Source organism: Alkalibacterium putridalgicola, from assembly GCF_040959045.1.
Taxonomy (GTDB): domain Bacteria; phylum Bacillota; class Bacilli; order Lactobacillales; family Carnobacteriaceae_A; genus Alkalibacterium; species Alkalibacterium putridalgicola.
In genome coordinates, this window is record NZ_CP162615.1 from 579,923 (window position 1) to 599,076 (window position 19,154).

15 protein-coding genes are annotated in these 19,154 nt (G+C 45.0%); 13 read left to right on the forward strand and 2 right to left on the reverse strand.

Going from position 1 to position 19,154, the window contains the following annotated elements:
* Window positions 1-39 precede the first annotated feature (39 nt).
* From AB4027_RS02950 to argH, 4 genes are all read left to right on the forward strand, one after another.
* The gene (locus AB4027_RS02950; RefSeq protein ID WP_368645901.1) at window positions 40-990 is read left to right on the forward strand and encodes an NAD(P)-dependent oxidoreductase; all 951 of its coding nucleotides are present in this window, start codon (window positions 40-42) and stop codon (window positions 988-990) included.
* A 229-nt stretch (window positions 991-1,219) separates the two neighbouring features.
* Window positions 1,220-3,028 (forward strand): oligoendopeptidase F, encoded by a 1,809-nt coding sequence (gene pepF, locus AB4027_RS02955; RefSeq protein ID WP_368645902.1) that lies wholly within the window; start codon window positions 1,220-1,222, stop codon window positions 3,026-3,028.
* Window positions 3,029-4,140: 1,112 nt separating this feature from the next.
* Window positions 4,141-5,412 carry an argininosuccinate synthase gene (locus AB4027_RS02960; RefSeq protein ID WP_368645903.1) on the forward strand — a complete coding sequence of 424 codons (1,272 nt, stop codon included), beginning with the start codon at window positions 4,141-4,143 and terminating at the stop codon, window positions 5,410-5,412.
* A gap of 75 nt (window positions 5,413-5,487) precedes the next feature.
* Entirely contained in the window at window positions 5,488-6,882 is a 1,395-nt protein-coding gene (gene argH, locus AB4027_RS02965; RefSeq protein WP_368645904.1) for an argininosuccinate lyase, read from the forward strand.
* Window positions 6,883-7,237: 355 nt separating this feature from the next.
* Here argH and AB4027_RS02970 read toward each other — a convergent pair whose 3' ends face one another.
* Entirely contained in the window at window positions 7,238-7,420 is a 183-nt protein-coding gene (locus tag AB4027_RS02970; RefSeq protein ID WP_368645905.1) for a PspC domain-containing protein, read from the reverse strand.
* Between the two features lie 30 nt (window positions 7,421-7,450).
* A complete protein-coding gene (locus AB4027_RS02975) occupies window positions 7,451-8,725 on the reverse strand; it encodes an NAD(P)/FAD-dependent oxidoreductase (protein WP_368645906.1) in 1,275 nt (424 codons plus the stop codon).
* A 175-nt stretch (window positions 8,726-8,900) separates the two neighbouring features.
* Here AB4027_RS02975 and AB4027_RS02980 point away from each other — a divergent pair, with 175 nt between their 5' ends.
* From AB4027_RS02980 to pgk, 9 genes are all read left to right on the forward strand, one after another.
* On the forward strand, window positions 8,901-10,334 hold the full coding sequence (locus tag AB4027_RS02980) for a 6-phospho-beta-glucosidase (RefSeq protein WP_368645907.1): 1,434 nt from the start codon (window positions 8,901-8,903) through the stop codon (window positions 10,332-10,334).
* Window positions 10,335-10,511: 177 nt separating this feature from the next.
* Window positions 10,512-11,945, forward strand: coding sequence for a 6-phospho-beta-glucosidase (locus AB4027_RS02985; RefSeq protein ID WP_368645908.1), 1,434 nt, complete (start codon window positions 10,512-10,514; stop codon window positions 11,943-11,945).
* Between the two features lie 127 nt (window positions 11,946-12,072).
* Window positions 12,073-13,257 (forward strand): enhanced intracellular survival protein Eis, encoded by a 1,185-nt coding sequence (gene eis, locus AB4027_RS02990; RefSeq protein WP_368645909.1) that lies wholly within the window; start codon window positions 12,073-12,075, stop codon window positions 13,255-13,257.
* Between the two features lie 169 nt (window positions 13,258-13,426).
* Window positions 13,427-14,035, forward strand: coding sequence for a DUF1819 family protein (locus AB4027_RS02995; RefSeq protein WP_368645910.1), 609 nt, complete (start codon window positions 13,427-13,429; stop codon window positions 14,033-14,035).
* A gap of 156 nt (window positions 14,036-14,191) precedes the next feature.
* The gene (gene clpP, locus AB4027_RS03000) at window positions 14,192-14,788 is read left to right on the forward strand and encodes an ATP-dependent Clp endopeptidase proteolytic subunit ClpP (protein WP_146924603.1); all 597 of its coding nucleotides are present in this window, start codon (window positions 14,192-14,194) and stop codon (window positions 14,786-14,788) included.
* Between the two features lie 158 nt (window positions 14,789-14,946).
* A complete protein-coding gene (locus tag AB4027_RS03005) occupies window positions 14,947-15,483 on the forward strand; it encodes a thioredoxin domain-containing protein (RefSeq protein WP_368645911.1) in 537 nt (178 codons plus the stop codon).
* A 155-nt stretch (window positions 15,484-15,638) separates the two neighbouring features.
* Window positions 15,639-16,673, forward strand: a complete 1,035-nt coding sequence (locus tag AB4027_RS03010; protein WP_368645912.1) for a sugar-binding transcriptional regulator — start codon at window positions 15,639-15,641, stop codon at window positions 16,671-16,673.
* Between the two features lie 34 nt (window positions 16,674-16,707).
* Window positions 16,708-17,700 (forward strand): type I glyceraldehyde-3-phosphate dehydrogenase, encoded by a 993-nt coding sequence (gap, locus tag AB4027_RS03015; RefSeq protein WP_368645913.1) that lies wholly within the window; start codon window positions 16,708-16,710, stop codon window positions 17,698-17,700.
* 220 nt (window positions 17,701-17,920) lie between these two features.
* Window positions 17,921-19,108 (forward strand): phosphoglycerate kinase, encoded by a 1,188-nt coding sequence (gene pgk / locus AB4027_RS03020; protein WP_368645914.1) that lies wholly within the window; start codon window positions 17,921-17,923, stop codon window positions 19,106-19,108.
* Window positions 19,109-19,154: the final 46 nt, after the last annotated feature.

Sequence of the window (19,154 nt, forward strand, 5' to 3'; positions counted from 1 at the left end):
GAATATAAGATAAAAACAAATACAAAGGAGAGATCGTGAGTGTCTGACAAGTTACTAAGTTATATCAAGCTGAGCGATGAACAGCTCAGTCAAGTCAAAAAGGCAGCCCCTTCGTATGAAATCATTGAAGCGTTGAGCGAGACTGATGATATTTCTGAAGTCAAAGCGATATACGGCTGGGATAAAGATGAAACGGTTCAGCTGTTGAAGGATCCGGAAAACGAACTCAAATGGGTTCAGCTGATGTCTGCCGGTGTCGACTATGTTGATCTGAAAAGGCTGAGCGAACTAGGTATCACTTTGACTAATGCCAGCGGGATCCATGACAAAGGCATCACAGAATCGATTTTTGGTATGATTTTAAACCACACGCGAAAAATCGGTCATTCACTGATCAAACAGCGTCAGAGAAAATGGGATCCGGCCTCAAATCTGCTTGAACTGAGTGGGAAAACCATGCTTATCGTGGGTTCTGGAGCCATCGGTACCCAGACAGGTAAAGTAGCCCAGGCTTTCGGGATGAAAACGATCGGTGTGAACAGAAGTGGGAATCCAGTCGACTTTATGGATGAACTGGTGACGCAGGATAAGCTGGATGATGTCTTGCCGGAAGCTGATTTTGTGATCAATATCTTGCCGCTCACGGAAGAGACGGAGGATCTGTTTGATTTAGGGAAATTCAGAGCCATGAAAAGTTCTGCCATTTTTGTAAACGTCGGGCGCGGTCAGACTGTAGTCACGAAAGACTTGCTGAAAGCTCTGGATGAAAAGTGGATCCAGTATGCGGCGTTGGATGTCATTCATGAAGAACCGCTGCCGGAAAATCACCCTATTTACAAACGGGAGGATGTTCTGCTGACACCACATATCGCCGGTGGACTGGAAGATTATGCTGCCAGTGTGTTCCCGATATTCATGGAGAACCTGAAAACGTTTGTTGAAGGGGATGCCCCTTCGAAAAATGTCGTGGATTATGAAGCCGGGTACTGATTAATGACTGTTGAAAGCCTGCTGAACATTGATATTAAGTTCAGCAGGCTTTTATAACTGTTTATAATTATAATTCGATGATAAAATAACACGTGTTTAACGAAATAAATATTAAAATGCTCTCACATAACACGAAAAATCATGCTATAATAACCACAAGAGCAAATTTTTTTTGCTGTAAATATGACACAACGTCATAAATCAATGTCAAGGTTAAGGGGAGAAACGTATGTCAGAAGAAATGAAAAAGCGTTCAGAAATCGCTGAAGAACTGAAGTGGGACTTAAGTGACATTTTTCCAGATCAGGCAGCTTTTGAAGAAGCACTTGAAGCATTACCTAAAGAAGTAGACGCATTCTCAACGAAATATGATGGGAATCTGACCGATATCACTACGGTCGTACAGGCTATTAAAGAGTATGAAGAAATCATTGCGATAGCCTCTCATTTGGGACAATACGGACGTCTGCCGGTATCAGTGGATATCACAGACAGTGAAGCCCAGCAGCAGGCGCGTCATACATCGAACGTACTGGCCGGTGCCAGTGCAAAATTGAGTTTCTTCCAGTCTCAAATCGAGGACTTGGATGAAGGAACGTTGAATGCTGTCGTTGAGATCGAACCTGTTTATGAAGCCTATATCAGAAAAATCAAAAAGTCTAAATTAGCCAAACTTGATCCAAAAGTAGAAGAAGCTCTGGCTCAGCTGTCACCTGTCTTTGATGCGCCGTCAGAAATTTTCGAACAGGCGCGCTCGGCCGATGCGGACTACGGTACCTTTGAAGTGGACGGTAAGGAGTATCCCCTCAGCTTCGTTTTGTATGAAGAAGTTTACATGTACTCGGATGATCCAAAAATCCGTCGTGCAGCCTATGACAAATTCAGCAAAGTCCTGGGCCAGTATAAGAATGTCGTAGCTACCGGTTATTATACAGCACTTCAAAGTGAAAAGACTTTGGCTACGATGCGCGGCTATGATTCGATTTTCGACTATCTTTTAGAAGACCAGGAAGTCACGCAGGACTTGTATCACCGTCAGATCGACATGATCATGAAAGACTTTGCACCAGTGATGCGTAAGTATATCACACACCTTAAAGACGTCCACGGTCTGGAGAAAATGACGTATGCCGACCTGAAAGTGGATCTTGATCCGGACTATACGACCCCGGTCAGCATCGAAGAATCCAAGGACTTGGTCAAAGAAGCCATGGCGCCATTAGGTGAAGACTACGTCAACATGATCCTGCGTGCCTATCCTGAACGCTGGGTCGACTTTGCCCAGAACCACGGCAAGCGTTCCGGCGCCTTCTGCTCAACGACTTACGGCAAGCACCCATATGTCATGGTTTCTTATACAGGTCAGCTGACAGATGCCTATACACTGTTCCATGAATTTGGCCATGCCGGTCAGGGGATCTTGTCTAATGAAAACAACCCGCTGACAAGTGCCCGTCCGTCACTCTATCTGATCGAAGGACCGTCGACATTCAATGAGCTGCTGCTGACTGATTATCTGAAAGACAAGGCAGACGATCCGCGTATGGAACGCAATGTTTTATCTAAGATGATCTCAAAAACCTACTTCCACAACTTTGTGACGCATCTTTTAGAAGCTGCTTATCAGCGTGAAGTGTACCGTCTGATCGATGCAGGCAAGAGTTTCGATGCCAACAAGTTGAGCGAATTGAAACGTAATGTACTGGAAGAATTCTGGGGAGACTCTGTTGAACTGGAACCCGGCGCAGAACTGACGTGGATGCGTCAGATCCATTACTACATGGGACTTTACCCATATACCTACTCAGCTGGTCTGACGATCGCGACCCAAGCCTTCCTGAAAATCAAGAGCGGGGAAGAAAGCGTGGACGGCTGGCTAGACTTCCTGGCTTTAGGCGGACAGAAAGTGCCTGCTGAAGCAACCAAAGTCGCCGGTGTCGATATCACGACCGATCAGCCTCTGACCGATACCATCAAGTATCTTGACGAGTCTGTCGACCGTATTATTGAACTGACAAATGAGTTAAATAAAGGCTAAAATTTATAAAAAGTCAGGAATGCTCATCACAGCGTTGTGATGAGCATTTTCTGCTTCTTATGTTGGAACACATCTATCCTGATTGGGTTAACTCGAAAGAATCAAACTGAATTTTTAAATAAGGTTTTCTGAGTTATAGTAACTGCTTAACGCAGCACTATTCGAGTTTATAAAAGAAGCGGGAAGTTTTATTAACTCGATGTCAAAATATGGCGGGAGTTAACAGAAAACAGGTCATCTTTTATAAACTCTTTTCTATTATGAGCTGCAGTTGCTAAAAGGTTGGGCATGTTTTAATAACTCAGTTGGAATAAACAAAGGAGCTGCTAAAAGAAGACTGTTCTTCTAGTGACTGAGCCTGTTAAAAATTTTGAGTTATAAGAAAATGAGTGATCTTTTGATAACCCAGACCTAAAGATCAAAAAAGTTGATAGAACAAAACAGCCCTTCTGTTAACTCATGTCAATGATAGTGTAGAGGTACTAGAACAAAGGTCTTGTAAACATTAAAAGGAAAATCTGGCACAGCCAGATTCTCATCTTCAACAAATACAAGTAAGGATCGAGCAACAAGAGGATAACCGCTTTCAACTTTTGTTTTTTTTAAATATACAAAATAAGTATAATTAATGTATAAAAGATGCATTAATCAAACCGAATTTGTCAATTTTTAAAATAATATACGAAAAATAGAATATTAGTGTTGACATTGAATTACGTGTGTTATAGACTACTTCTAACATCAAAGAACAAGAGAGTAAATGATTTTCTTCATCACAGCGAGTCAGCACAGAGTGGAAGGCTGACATGAACGGTCATTGAAACGAGCTTGTAAGATGCTTTTCGAAGTAAGTCACCTTTTTAAAAAACTGACCCTGAAAGATCAACGGATCACTCTGATTCAACAGGTCAGCGACTTAAGTAGAAAAGCCGTATGCAGCGTTAAGGCTATGAGCTGGCAGACAGCCGTTGATTTTTCCATAACAACAATAATAAGTCTGCAAATAGAGTGGTACCGCGATCTGATCGTCTCTGTGTAAAACACAGAAGGCGTTTTTTTTATACCCAAATTAATAAATAGAGCTGACTAATATAAAAAAAGGGGAATGACTTATGACTGAAAAAACATACAACAAAATCGTACTGGCTTATTCCGGAGGACTGGACACATCGGTCATCATCCACTGGCTGAAAGAGAACTATGGCTGTGAAGTCATTGCCGTGACTGCAAATGTTGGACAGGACGACGAGCTCGATGGATTAGAAGAAAAAGCATTGAAAACTGGTGCATCAAAATTTTATCTGGCGGAGATCGAAGAAGCATTCGTTTATGATTCCATCTTCCCGACATTGAAAGCCGGCGCCGTTTATGAGAATAAATATCTATTAGGAACTGCCACCGCGCGTCCGATCATCGCAAAAGCCCTTGTCGACATTGCCAAGCAGGAAGGGGCCGATGCCATCTGTCACGGCTGTACGGGCAAAGGAAACGATCAGGTCCGTTTTGAAATGGGCATCAAGGCACTGGCGCCCGAGATGGATATCATTGCTCCCTGGAGAACCTGGGACATCACTTCCCGTGAAGAAGCGATCGCGTATGCAGAAGCGCATGAGATCCCATTGAAGATCACGCGTGAAACCAATTATTCAAAGGACAAAAACCTGTGGCATCTTTCTCATGAAGGACTGGATCTGGAGAATCCGCTGAATGAACCGAAGTATGATGCGATCCTGGAAATGAGTGTCTCGCCTGAACAAGCACCGGACCAGCCGACTTATGTCAGTATCACCTTTGATGAAGGCATTCCGGTCGCACTGAATGGAAAAGAAATGGATGGCGTCTCACTGATCAAAGCACTGAACACCATCGGCGGATCCAATGCCATCGGGATCCTGGATATGATCGAAAATCGTCTGGTCGGCATGAAGAGTCGCGGTGTCTATGAAACACCGGGCGGTACGCTGCTTTACTTTGCCCATGAACAGCTGGAGATGATCACGCTGGATAAAGAGACCCTCCAGTACAAGCAGGAGCTGGCCCAGAAGTACGCGAACCTGATTTATAACGGTCAGTATTTTACACCTTTGAAACAGGCTCTGGATTCATTCGTGGATGAAACGCAGAAAACAGTCACCGGCACAGTGAAACTGAAATTGTATAAAGGCAATATGGTCGTTTCGAGTGTAGAGTCTCCCTATAGTTTATATTCAGAAGCGTTTGCGACCTTTGATGAAGACGATGTCTATGATCAGAATGATGCGGCCGGGTTTATCAACCTGTATGGCTTGTCGAGTGTGATCCATGCTGAAATGAAGCAGAAAGTCCAGTTTGGTAAACAGGCAGAGATTTCCTATCTGATCAAACGAGCAGGAGTGAAAGCGTGAGGGTAAAACAGCGAAATAGATTAGAAGAAGACAAAGTTGATGAAAAAGTAAGGGACGTATCGGGAGGTCTGGGACATGACGGAATCTAATAAAGTTTGGCAAGGGCGTTTAAGCGGCGGTAGCGCGAGAGAGGTGGATGTGTTCAACTCGTCGATCAGCTTTGACTATGTCCTGTTCGAAGAAGACATCCAAGGCAGCCAGGCACATGCCCGAATGCTGGGTAAGCAGGCGATCATTTCTACTGAAGATGCTTCGCTGATAGTGGAGGGGCTGGAGAGCATTCTGATGGATCTGAAAACTGGCGCTCTCTTATTCGATCCCACGGCAGAGGACATCCATATGTTTGTGGAATCTGAACTCACTGAACGCATAGGTGAAGCTGGAAAAAGACTGCATACGGGCAGAAGCCGAAACGACCAGGTGGCGCTGGACTTGAGACTGTATGTCAAAAAAAAGATCACAGAGATCAGCCAGCAGCTGCTTGAGTTTGAAGCCGTTTTGACGAAGAAGACCGAACAGCATCTCTACACGATCATGCCAGGCTATACACACATGCAGATCGCCCAGCCAGTGACTTTTGCGCATCATTTAATGGCCTATGCCCAGATGATCAAAAGAGACATCAAGCGTCTGGAAGAAGTCGTCGAGCATACCGATGCCATGCCGCTGGGGAACGGGGCGTTGGCGGGGACGACCTATCCATTGGACCGCCAGTATGTAGCCGAACAGCTGGGCTTTGGATCCGTTACAGCAAACAGTCTGGATGGCGTGTCGGACCGGGACTTCGTGATCGATGCCGCTTATGCCTTGAGTATGGTGATGATGCATTTGTCCCGCCTGTCTGAAGAAGTGATCACCTGGTGTTCTCAGGAATTCAAGTTTGTGGAGCTGGATGACGCCTTTGCGACCGGTTCATCCATCATGCCGCAGAAGAAAAATCCTGACGTTGCCGAGCTGGTACGCGGTAAGACCGGACGTGCATACGGCAACCTTCAGACGCTGTTAACGATGATGAAAGGTATTCCACTGGCCTATAACAAAGACATGCAGGAGGATAAAGAAGCTCTGTTCGACAGCATCAGTACAGTGAAACTGGCCCTTTCCGCCATGATCCCGATGATCGATACAATGGAAGCTCAGACGGGCCGCATGCGTGAAGCAGCGTCAAAAGGATTCATCAATGCCACCGACTGCGCAGACTACCTGACCAAAAAAGGGGTCCCGTTCCGTGAAGCGTATAATGTGATCGGAATGCTGGTGCAGACCTGTATAGAAACGGATCAGACACTGGAAGAAGTATCTCTGGAAACCTATCAGTCCCTGCATGAGCTGTTTGAAGAAGATATCTACGAAGCGATCGATCTAAAAAATTGCGTGACCAAACGAAATATTGAAGGCGGTCCGGCACCCGAAGCGGTGAAAAAGCAGATAGACCAGCTGAAAAACAGCCTGGATCTTCCAGTGGACTGAGTGAATGAAGGGTTTTGAGACTGAACTTGAACAATATAGCTGTTAAATACAGTTGAGTTCACAAAAGAAGAGGTGAACTGAAGTAAAATGGCTTTAAGTGAAGTTCAGGAGTAATATGAGGAGCTGAACTGAACGAATTTGACATTTAGTGCAGTTCATCTGTTTTAAAAAGAGCTGAATTCAACGTTATCCTAATTAAGTGAAGTTCAAAAGTGATTCTATTATCTGAACTCTATTCAGTCTAAAGATTTATAAAGAAAAATCTGGCACAGCCAGATTCTCCTCATTGAATCTCTTATGAAAAACCCCTTGCCGGCTACTAGCTGGCAAGGGGTTTCGTCTTTTAATGATCCAATCATAGCGACCGGGGACTTTCAGCCATCGAATTAGCAAGAATGACGTAGATGATAATATTGGCGGGTAAGAAGATAAAAAGGAGTCTGACGGCGAATGAGGATATCCCGAAGAATTCAGCAATACCTCCGCAGACACCGTGAATAGATTTATCTGATGCTGATTTTCTGAGCTTGTGCTCCATGATCGATCAGTCCTTCCAATTATAATATACCTATTTCAAAGCCAAAGCTGATTCTGCGGCGTGCATACCGGCCACACGACCGGTAATGAAGGCGCCGGTGATGTTATAGCCGCCGGTATAGCCGTTATAGTCAAGGATCTCTCCTGTGAAATACAGATTGTTTTTCTTCTTGCTTTCCAGCGTCTTCGGATTCACTTCTTTGGTATGCACGCCGCCGCCTGTCACAAAGGCCTTTTCGATCGGCAGAGAGCCGTGGACGTCGAAACGGAAGTCTTTCAAAAACGTGATGATTGCTTCCACTTCTTTAGGTGTCAGGGTCTTAAAAGCTTTGTCGCTGTCGATCGACTGCCGTTCCAGCCCAAACAGGATGTAACGCTCCGGACCAAACTGTTTCAGTACGTTTTTGATGCTCTTGTCGCCGTCGTTCTTTTTCAGCTGAGCCATCTTCTGTTTCAGTTCGCCTTCTGTCATATCCGGCAGCGAGTCGATCGTCATTGTGGCTGCATCCGTCTTGTCGCGTTTCATGGTCTGAAGGACGAACATCGAACAGCGCAAAACGGCCGGTCCTGAGATGCCTAAGTGAGTGAAGATCATGTCCATGCGGTGAGTCACGACCGATTTGTTTTTCTTATTCAGCACACTCAAATTGATATCGCGTAAAGACAGGCCCTGCAGGACGCGTTCTTCAATGAACGGTTCCTGGGAAGTAATAGGAACTTCCGTCGGATACAGTTCTTTGATGGTGTGGCCGGCTTTTTTGGCCCACTTGTACCCATCGCCGGTCGAGCCGGTTTTTGGCATGGCACGTCCGCCGGTAGACAGAATAACGGACGTCGCTCTAAATTCGCGGCCGTCTTTCAGTCGTACGCCTGTTACTTTCTCCTCATCGTACAAGACTGTATCAACGGGGGCGTTGACGTGCAGATCGATGCCCACATCTTCAATGATCTGTTTCAAGGCATTCACGATCGTCCGTGATTTATCTGTCGTCGGGAACATTCGCCCGTGGTCCTCTTCTTTCAAAGCAATGCCGCGGGAACGGAAGAAATTCATAATGTCGTAGTTGTCGTACTGGTAAAAAGCACTGTATAAAAAGCGGCCGTTGCCGGGGATGTGTGCAATGATTTCTTCTTTGTCACGGTTGTTGGTCACATTACAGCGGCCGTTTCCTGTGACCAGAAGTTTTCGCCCGACAAACTTGTTCTTTTCAATGAGTCCAACAGTGGCGCCATGTTCTGCTGCAGAAATTGCAGCCATCATTCCGCTCGTCCCGCCACCGATCACAAGGACATCGTAGTGTGTCATGTTATTTCCTCTTTCCTGTATACATAGTCTCAGTCACTTTACCATATTGAAAGGGATTAGACTAGTTAACAAAAAGTGACTTTTTTTAGAAAACGCTTGTATGTAATGGATTTCACTCTCTAAACTAAGAAGTAGAATAGAAAACAAGATAAACCTTGATACAGGAGGAGAACGAATGGGACTAAGAAAAGACTTTTTATGGGGTGGCGCGACAGCGGCCAACCAGCTGGAAGGCGGTTATGATGAAGATGGCCGGGGACTGGCTAATGTAGATGTCATCCCGATCGGTGAAGACCGCGGGCCAATAAGAAATGGTGACAGGAAGCATTTTGACTTTGACGATGAGCATTTTTATCCGGCCAAAGAGGGGATCGACCATTACCACCGTTACAAAGAAGACATTGCCCTGTTCGGTGAGATGGGCTTTAAAACCTACCGTCTGTCCATCGCCTGGTCACGTATTTTTCCAAAAGGTGACGAAGAGGAACCGAACGAAGCCGGTCTCAAATTTTACGAAGACTTGTTCCAGGAATGTCACAAGTACGGCATCGAACCCTTAGTGACGATCACGCACTTTGACTGCCCGATCCATCTGATCAAGGAATACGGTGGCTGGCGCAACCGCAAGACGATTGATTTTTATGAAAAACTGACCCGTACGCTATTCACTCGTTATAAAGGCTTAGTGAAGTACTGGCTGACGTTCAATGAAATAAACGTCATTTTGCATGCGCCGTTCATGGGTGCCGGTTTAGTGTTTGAAGAAGTTGAAAACAAAAAGCAGGTCATCTATCAGGCAGCGCATCATGAACTCATAGCCAGTGCCTTGGCCACGAAGATCGCGCATGAAGTGGATCCGGAAAACCAAGTCGGCTGCATGCTGGCCGCAGGTAAATACTACCCCAACACGCCGAATCCACAAGATGTCCTCGCTGCCCAGCAGGCGGACCGACGGAATTATTTCTTTATCGACGTTCAGTCCCGCGGCGAATACCCGGCCTATGCCATGAAAGAACTTGAACGTGAAGGGATCAAGATCCCGTTTGAAGAGGGAGACAGAGAACTGCTGAAAGAGCATACGGTCGACTTCATCTCCTTCTCTTATTATTCTAGTCGTGTAGCGTCGGGAGACCCTGAAAGTAAAGATCAGGCAGAAGGGAACGTCATTCGTTCTGTTAAAAATCCTTATCTTAAAGCAAGTGAATGGGGCTGGCAGATCGATCCACTAGGCCTGCGCATTACCATGAACGATATCTATGACCGCTATCAGAAACCGCTCTTTATCGTGGAAAACGGTTTGGGTGCCGTGGACCATCCGGATGAAAACGGCTATGTGGAAGATGACTATCGTATCGACTATCTGGCGTCACACATAGAAGCGATGAAAGACGCCGTCGAGCTTGACGGAGTGGACCTGATGGGATATACCACCTGGGGCTGCATCGACTTGGTCAGTGCAGGGACAGGCGAGATGAAAAAACGATATGGCTTCATCTATGTCGACCGGGACAACTATGGTAACGGCACGCTCGATCGTACTCCAAAGAAATCCTTTGACTGGTACAAAAAAGTCATCGAGACCAATGGTGAGGACTTGAGTAACGCCTAGCTGACTCGAATGGAAAATGCCGGCCTATAGTGGCTGGCATTTTTTATAGAGAACACACGACCGACTTTAATAAAAATATTTCTGCTTATCAGCTTGTGTGTAATGGATTTCACGCTATAGACTGAAAGGGTACTTAAAAATATAGAGATCGTAAAGAAAGAATCAGGAGGAAGAACTATGGGATTTAGAGAAGACTTTTTATGGGGCGGCGCAACTGCGGCCAATCAGCTTGAAGGCGGATATGATCAGGACGGACGCGGACTGGCGAACGTGGATGTCGTGCCGATTGGGGAAGACCGCGGTCCGATCATCACGGGTCAACAGAAAGACTTCGACTTTGACGATGAGCATTTCTATCCGGCTAAAGAAGCGATCGATCACTACAACCGCTATAAAGAAGACATCGCGTTATTTGGCGAAATGGGCTTCAAAACATACCGCCTATCGATTGCCTGGACACGCATTTTCCCTAAAGGCGACGAAAAAGAACCGAATGAAGCCGGACTTAAATTCTACGAAGACTTATTCAAAGAATGTCATAAACACGGGATCGAACCTTTAGTCACGATCACGCACTTTGACTGCCCGATGCATCTGATCAAAGAATACGGCGGCTGGCGCAGCCGCAAGATGGTGGACTTTTATGAAAACCTGACGCGCACGCTCTTTACCCGCTACAAAGGCCTGGTCAAATACTGGCTGACCTTCAACGAGATCAACATGATCCTGCATGCACCGTTCATGGGTGCAGGACTTGCCTTTGAAGAAGGGGAAAACCAGAAGCAGGTAAAATATCAAGCAGCGCATCACGAACTTTTAGCCAGCGCTTTGGCCACGAAGATCGCGCATGAAGTGGATCCTGAAAATCAGGTCGGCTGTATGCTGGCTGCGGGCAAGTACTATCCGAACACGCCCCACCCAAGAGACGTTTTGGCTGCTCAGCAGGCTGACCGTGAAAACTACTTCTTCATCGATGTCCAGTCACGCGGGGAATACCCGGCTTATGCCTTGAAGGAACTGGAACGCGAAGGTGTGGAGATCCCGTTTGAAGATGGGGACAAGGAACTGCTGAAAGAACATACTGTCGACTTTATTTCATTCTCCTATTATTCTTCACGTGTCGCTTCAGGTGATCCGAAAGTGAACGAACAGACAGAAGGAAATATTTTTGCTTCGATCAAGAATCCTTATCTGGAAGCGAGCGAATGGGGCTGGCAGATCGATCCTTTAGGCCTGCGCATCACGATGAACGATATCTATGACCGTTATCAGAAACCTCTCTTTATTGTCGAGAATGGCTTAGGTGCGATCGATAAGCCGGACGAAAACGGCTATGTCGAAGACGACTACCGTATCGATTATCTGGCTCAGCACATCGAAGAAATGAAAAATGCTGTCGAGCTGGATGGTGTCGACTTGATGGGCTATACGTCATGGGGCTGTATCGATTTAGTCAGTGCCGGAACGGGCGAAATGAAAAAACGTTACGGCTATATCTATGTCGACCGCGACAACGAAGGAAACGGTACGCTGGAACGTACACCGAAGAAATCCTTCCACTGGTACAAAAAAGTCATTGAGACGAATGGCGAAGATCTAAGTAACGATTAATAACAACGCATGGGCTGCTGACTGGAAACGATCGGTCAGCAGCTTTTTTATGCACATTGAATGAAAAAACAGGATAAAAAAGCGTATAATATTGAGTAAGGACTCAACGTGGAAGGGTGGACCTTAGATGGAAATCAGGGAACTGACAAATGATCATAATCAGGAAATACACGATTTAAATGTTTACGCTTTTCGCTTGGAAGATAATGAGGAGACCAAGAAGTGGGTCGAAGACTGCTTTGCTAACGGCATCGCTTATGGCGCTTTTTCTGAAGAAAAACTGACCAGTTCAGTGATCGTTTTTCCATTTGAAATGTATTATCATGGCCGTATATTGAAAATGGGAGGGATAGGAAACGTGAGCAGCTATCCGGAAGTCAGGGGCCAGGGAACGATCCGTCAGCTGCTGGAAAAGGCGCTTGAAGAAATGAGAGACCAGGGATACGTGCTTTCTTATCTCGCTCCGTTTTCCTACCGATTTTACCGGAAATTCGGCTATAAAGTAGCATTCGAACAACGACAGTATCAGATCATGCCAGAAGATTTCGGTCCTTTTGAAGCGCCGGAGAACCGCGTAGAACGAGTACGCTATGAAGACCAGAAACAAACGATCCAGTCCATCTATCAGCAGAAAGTGGCCCAATCTGTCGGTCCGGTCAGACGAACGGACTGGTTATGGGAGAAAAAGTTCCTGCCGTCGGACAAGAAAAAGGTGGCGTTATACCGTGATGATCAAGACAGTCCAAAAGGCTATCTCGTGTTTGAGTTTACAGGACAGGATCAGAATACCTTTAAGATACATGAACTGATGGCTCTCTCAGGCACAGCCGAAAGGAGTTTGTGGGATTTTGTCAGTACCCATTCGTCGAGTTTTGAAAGCTTCACCTATACTGGGCGGTCGGATCAGCATCTGACCCACTTGTTCAGTGAAGCAGACTTGAAGCAGACAATGATGTCTCACATGATGGCTCGCATCGTGGATATGGAAGACTTCCTGAAACAGTGCCCATTCCAAGCATCTCAGCAGCAGGAGTTCTGGATCGAAGTCAGGGATGTCACAGCAGAGTGGAACAACAACGTGTTCAAACTTTCTGTTTCTGAACACGAAGTAAGTGTCACGATCGAAGAGCAACCGGGAAATGAATCCCGACACCTCAAAGGCAGTATACAGACATGGACGCAGCTGTTCATGCAGTTCAAAACAGCTGATGAATTACAGTTTGAAGGATCACTTGCTGCATCAAAGGAAACGGCGCAGGCCCTGCAGGATATTCTTCCAAAAGGGGTGCCTGAACTTTACGACTATTTCTAAATGAAACCTTTATCCGACAGCTTCTATTAATCACTTGAAAACAGCTCTCTGGATGTTAAGTTTCTGGAGCTGTTTTTTCAATGTCAAAAAAGAGAGAACAGGCTGTATGTCCCGCCGAGCAATAAATGCTATACTGAAACTATAAGATGTAACAGGAAGGGGAGAAATCATGACAGAAAATACTTATCTGACGATCTTAAATACTCGAGGGTTTTTATATGAAGAAACTCGAATCGTAGCTGAGCTTCTGCATGAGGGGAAAACATACGAGACTATCCTGAAGATTCTGCTTGAAGAAAATCGTTTTCAGCTGAATAGTCAGGACCGGACAGTGCGTTTTTTTAATGAGATCCAAAAGCGTCTGGAAGAAATGGATGTATATTTGTTCAATCAGTTTTTGGTGACTGATACGGATACGAGTAAAGCTATCCTGTTTTACGCCCTGCTGAAGAAAGACCGGCTGCTTTTTGAATGGATGCGGGAAGTGGTGTGGGATAAATTTCTAGTACTGGACTGGCATCTAAGTAAAAATGAAACGTCAACGTTCATTGAAACGAAGGCAAAAGAAAACCAGACAGTCGCTCAATGGACGACTGACACGAAACAGCTGCTCGGAGAAGCGTATCACCGTGTCCTGAATACTGTCGGTATGGGAAAGACGGATGGCGATGATATCCAACTCCAGCGCTTGAACATCACTCCTCACATCAGACAGTATCTGATCGAACGGAAAGAAAAAGAGGTCGTAGAAGTTGTTTTGGGAGAACTGGTGGGATGAATTTTTATAAGCGGTGTGAGTCCTAAGCAGGAAAATAGGAAATCCAGGCCGCAATCGTTTGACCTTGTTTGACCAATGGGTTATAATCGATTTAGATTCATTAAAAATACCATTTATGCTACACTTATTTAGAACGTATTTTAAGGAGGAAGTTACATGAATTTAGTACCTACAGTTATTGAACAATCCCCACGTGGTGAACGTGCGTATGACATTTATTCACGTCTGTTAAAAGACCGCATCATCATGCTCGGCGGACCGATCGACGATCAAGTGGCTAACTCAGTCATTGCCCAGTTGTTATTCCTGGATGCCCAAGATCCTGAGAAAGATATTTACCTTTACATCAACTCTCCAGGTGGAAGTGTCACAGCAGGACTGGCTATTTTTGATACAATGAACTTCATTAAAGCAGACGTTCAGACGATCGCTATCGGACTTGCTGCTTCTATGGGAAGTTTCCTGCTTGCAGCCGGTGTGAAAGGTAAACGTTTTGCCTTGCCGAACTCTGAGATCATGATTCACCAGCCATTAGGCGGTGCTCAAGGTCAGGCAACGGAAATCGAAATCGCCGCCAAGCATATCCTGAGAACTAGAGACCGCTTGAACAAGATCCTGGTCGAACGTACAGGTCAGACGATGGACGTTATCGAACGCGACACAGACCGTGACTTCTTCATGACGGCCGATGAAGCGAAAGAATATGGCTTAGTGGATGAGATCATGGATACATCTGCAGACTTAACTAAATAATCGATGTATAAATAAGACCTGCTCATTTTGAGCAGGTCTTTTTTATACACCAAAAGTAAGCCTATGAAAGTCTTTATAAATCGTTTGACTGGTCATCCATTTTTATCAGGAGTATACTTAAGAAAGTGAAGAATTAGTGAAAGGAGGTCGTTAAGGGATTGGACACATCAGCAATAAACAGTAAAAACGTGACGACAAAAGGAGGTCTGCTTATTGGGGATGATAAAGCACCTGTAAAAATCGTCGAATTTATCAATCTAAGGTGTCCGTATTCCAAAGAGTGGTGGGAAGATTCTCTTCCTCTATTAGATAAGTACGTCAAAGAAAACAAAGTGCAGCGCATCGTTAAACACTTTGATAAGGATACACCTGGTTTGAAGAAAGGAAATGTCCTTCATCGCTTTTTAGACCACAGTAACCCGGAACAGGCTAAAGAAGATATCACCTATTACTTTGCTCATTTAGACGAATGGGGGAGCCTGCCCGAAGACGCTATCGCTGAGTATGCAAAAGAAAAGAGACATGCCGCGGAACAGACTGACCGGGAACATGCCGAGAGTATAATAGAAGAAACAGAACAAGCCAATATTACCTTAGTACCCACGATCGTCCTTAATGATCATATTTTTGATGAGAATATTTCCGAAGAGGAACTTGATAAACTGATCAAAACGGAACTAGCCTATAAGGCGTAGACTTCAACGTTGGACAGGACGGAAAAAGTCCCGTCATTTTAGTTTGATGGGTTGAAATCCGACCCGCTTGCTGTTATACTTTGAATGTAGCAAGACAAGAAAGAGCATCACGTTCGAGTTTAATAAGTGATTCAGGGGAAGGTGTTCGTGCACGTATGCTGTCGGTAATCGAAAAAGTTGCACCCGGAACACTGCACATATTGAAACAGCGCTATTACATCTTGAATCAGATCCAGAAAGTGGGTCCCATTGGCCGTCGTGCATTAGCGAATCGGCTGGGATTTACTGAACGGGTCTTGAGAAAAGAAGTTGAAGTCCTGCGAAGTCAGGGCCTGATCAAATCTTCATCTCAGGGGATGGAATGTACGCCGACCGGTATTACAGTGTTTCATCAATTGGACAAACTTATGGGACAGCATGTTCAGTCGCAGGAGAAAGAAGCAAAACTGGCGAACAAATTGGGTATTCATCACTGCACGATCGTGATCGGAAATGCTGATGCAGATCTGTCGAGTGCAAGTGACATGGCCCGTGCCACAACAGAAGTGCTGGATTTCCTTCTGCCTGAAGGCGAAAGTACGATCGCTGTCATGGGTGGTACGACGATGGTCGGTGTCGCAGAAGCAATGGGCCAGCAGATCGGTTTGAACCGTGAGCTGATGTTTGTCCCGGCTAGAGGCGGCCTCGGTGAATCTGTAGATATTCAAGCCAATGTCATTGCCGAAAACATGGCAAAGCGAACTGGCGGAAAAAGTCGTGCGTTGTATGCACCGGAACATGTCAGAAGTGAAACGTATTCGCTGCTGCTTGAAGAACCTGAAATCAAAGAGACACTCGAATTAGTTGAAAATGCATCTGTTGTTTTGTACAGTATAGGTAACGCCATGGAAATGGCAGAACGTAGAGGAATGAACGAAGAAACATTAAATGAACTCAGAAAATCTGAAGCAGTAGCGGAAGCATTTGGCGAGTTCATCAATCAGGAAGGCGAGATCGTTTATAAACTGTCCCGTATCGGCCTGCAGTCCTCAAAGTTACCGAGTATTCCACATGTTGTTGCCGTTGCCGGTGGTAAGAAGAAAGCCCGAGCGATCGCAGCACATATGAAAACTGCTCCTCCGCACACATGGTTAGTGACGGATGAAGCAGCCGCAAATGAGATTTTAAATGGGGGAAACCCTTTAAAATAATAAAATTTAGATTTTCATAGGAGGAAATCATATTATGTCAGTAAAAGTTGCAATCAATGGTTTTGGACGTATTGGACGTTTAGCATTACGCCGTATTTTAGAAAGTGATTCAGATTTAGAAGTCGTTGCAGTCAACGACTTGACAAGTAATGAAGACTTAGCTTATCTATTCAAATACGATACAGCACAAGGTACTTTCCAAGGTGATGTAAAAGCTAAAGGTGATTCATTAGTAATCAAAGGTAATGAAATCAAAGCTTACTCTGAAAAAGATGCACGCAACCTTCCATGGGGCGACTTAGGTATCGACATCGTTCTTGAATCAACAGGATTCTACGTATCTAAAGAAGCTTCTCAAGCTCACTTGGATGCAGGAGCTAAACGTGTTCTTATCTCAGCTCCAGCCAAAGGCGACCTTAAAACGATCGTATTCGGTGTTAACCATGAAGAAATCAGTGCAGACGACACGATCGTTTCAGCTGCTTCATGTACGACAAACTGCTTAGCACCTATGGTCAACGTATTAAACAATGAATTTGGTCTGGATCACGGATTAATGAGCACGATCCACGCTTATACTTCAACTCAGAGCTTACAAGACTCACCAGGCGGACGTAAGAGCCGTGCCGGCGCAGCAAACGCAATCCCAGCTTCAACTGGTGCTGCCAAAGCCGTAGGTAAAGTAATCCCTGCAGTTGACGGTAAAGTTGATGGTACAGCTGTACGTGTACCAACAATCACTGGATCAATGGTAGAATTATATTCTGTCTTGAATAAAAAAGTAACGGTTGACGAAGTCAACGAAGCAATGAAGAAAGCATCTTCAGACGCATACCTTTACAATGAAGACGAAATCGTTTCTTCAGACATCATCGGTGTGCCTGCTGGATCAATCTTCGATGCTACTCAAACTACGATCCAAGAAGGCGCAAACGGTCAGTTAGTTAAGACTGTCGCTTGGTATGACAATGAGTACGGATTTACTGGTAACATGGTTCGCACATTAGAATTCTTCGCTAACAAATAATAACCAGCGAAAATAAGGTTCTAAAACAACTAACCAAACAGAAATAAATAAAGCGGGGGAGCTACTACTCTACTATTTAAGAGAACAGAAAGATTAATGCGCAAGCAGTCGATCGAACATGTTCAATCAAATAGAGGGGATCGCGCTTCCCCCTTTTTTTGTGAAAATCTAAAAATTTTATTTTAAGTTACTTCCACATTCGAAAGGAATGATTCGACTAATGGCAAAGAAAACTGTAAAAGACCTCGATCTTAAAGGCAAAAAAGTATTAGTCCGTGCAGACTTCAACGTACCGATGAAAGACGGTAAGATCACTAACGATAACCGTATTCAGGCAGCTTTACCAACATTGGAATATGTTCTGGACCAAGGCGGAAAAGCAATCGTCTTTTCTCACTTGGGACGCGTAAAAACGGAAGAAGATAAAGCGGGCTTGTCAATGAAACCTGTTTCTGAACGTTTAAGCGAATTACTAGGCAAAGATGTGACATTCGTTGCTGAAACACGCGGTGAAGAACTTGAAACTGCCGTAAACAACTTGAACGACGGCGAAATCATGATGTTTGAAAACACACGTTTCGAAGATGTTGACGGTAAGAAAGAAAGCAAAAACGACCCTGAACTAGGTAAATACTGGGCAAGCCTTGGCGATGTATTCATCAATGATGCCTTCGGTACAGCTCACCGTTCACACGCTTCAAACGTAGGGATCGCTTCAAACGTTGAATCAGCTGCTGGATTCTTAGTTGAAAAAGAAATCAACTTCATCGGTGGCGCAGTCGACGAACCAAAACGTCCCTTCGTTGCTATCTTAGGCGGAGCAAAAGTTTCAGACAAAATCGGTGTTATCGAAAACCTGATCTCTAAAGCTGACAAAGTCCTTGTCGGTGGCGGAATGACTTATACCTTCTATAAAGCCTTAGGTAAAGATATTGGTAACTCTTTATTAGAAGAAGACAAAGTGGACTTGGCTAAGGAATTGATGGAAAAAGCCGGCGACAAGCTTGTTTTACCTGTTGATTCAGTCGTGGCTTCAGAATTTTCAAATGATGTGCCAACTGAAGTAGTCGGTGACAACATCCCTGAAGGTAAAATGGGTCTGGATATCGGACCGAAAACTGTTGAGCTTTTCGAGAAAGAACTGAAAGGCGCAAAAACTGTCGTCTGGAACGGTCCTATGGGCGTATTCGAGATGGAGAACTTTGCTCAAGGCACGATCAAGGTCTGTGAAGCTTTAGCTAACTTAGATGAAGCAACAACGATCATCGGTGGTGGCGACTCAGCTACAGCAGCCCAGCAGTTAGGCTTTGAAGATGACTTCAGCCACATCTCAACAGGTGGCGGCGCATCACTGGAATACCTTGAAGGTAAAGAACTTCCAGGAATCGCAGCTATTTCAGATAAATAATTAAGAAAAGCAAAACAAGCCCGGTTTGATTCCTGTGGAAAATTGC

Coding starts and splice junctions, on each gene's coding strand:
- pepF (WP_368645902.1), top strand. CDS start 1,220: ATGTCAGAAGAAATGAAAAAGCGTTCAGAAATCGCTGAAGAACTGAAG.
- AB4027_RS02960 (WP_368645903.1), top strand. CDS start 4,141: ATGACTGAAAAAACATACAACAAAATCGTACTGGCTTATTCCGGAGGA.
- argH (WP_368645904.1), top strand. CDS start 5,488: ATGACGGAATCTAATAAAGTTTGGCAAGGGCGTTTAAGCGGCGGTAGC.
- AB4027_RS02970 (WP_368645905.1), bottom strand. CDS start 7,420: ATGGAGCACAAGCTCAGAAAATCAGCATCAGATAAATCTATTCACGGT.
- AB4027_RS02975 (WP_368645906.1), bottom strand. CDS start 8,725: ATGACACACTACGATGTCCTTGTGATCGGTGGCGGGACGAGCGGAATG.
- AB4027_RS02980 (WP_368645907.1), top strand. CDS start 8,901: ATGGGACTAAGAAAAGACTTTTTATGGGGTGGCGCGACAGCGGCCAAC.
- AB4027_RS02985 (WP_368645908.1), top strand. CDS start 10,512: ATGGGATTTAGAGAAGACTTTTTATGGGGCGGCGCAACTGCGGCCAAT.
- eis (WP_368645909.1), top strand. CDS start 12,073: ATGGAAATCAGGGAACTGACAAATGATCATAATCAGGAAATACACGAT.
- AB4027_RS02995 (WP_368645910.1), top strand. CDS start 13,427: ATGACAGAAAATACTTATCTGACGATCTTAAATACTCGAGGGTTTTTA.
- clpP (WP_146924603.1), top strand. CDS start 14,192: ATGAATTTAGTACCTACAGTTATTGAACAATCCCCACGTGGTGAACGT.
- AB4027_RS03010 (WP_368645912.1), top strand. CDS start 15,639: ATGCTGTCGGTAATCGAAAAAGTTGCACCCGGAACACTGCACATATTG.
- gap (WP_368645913.1), top strand. CDS start 16,708: ATGTCAGTAAAAGTTGCAATCAATGGTTTTGGACGTATTGGACGTTTA.
- pgk (WP_368645914.1), top strand. CDS start 17,921: ATGGCAAAGAAAACTGTAAAAGACCTCGATCTTAAAGGCAAAAAAGTA.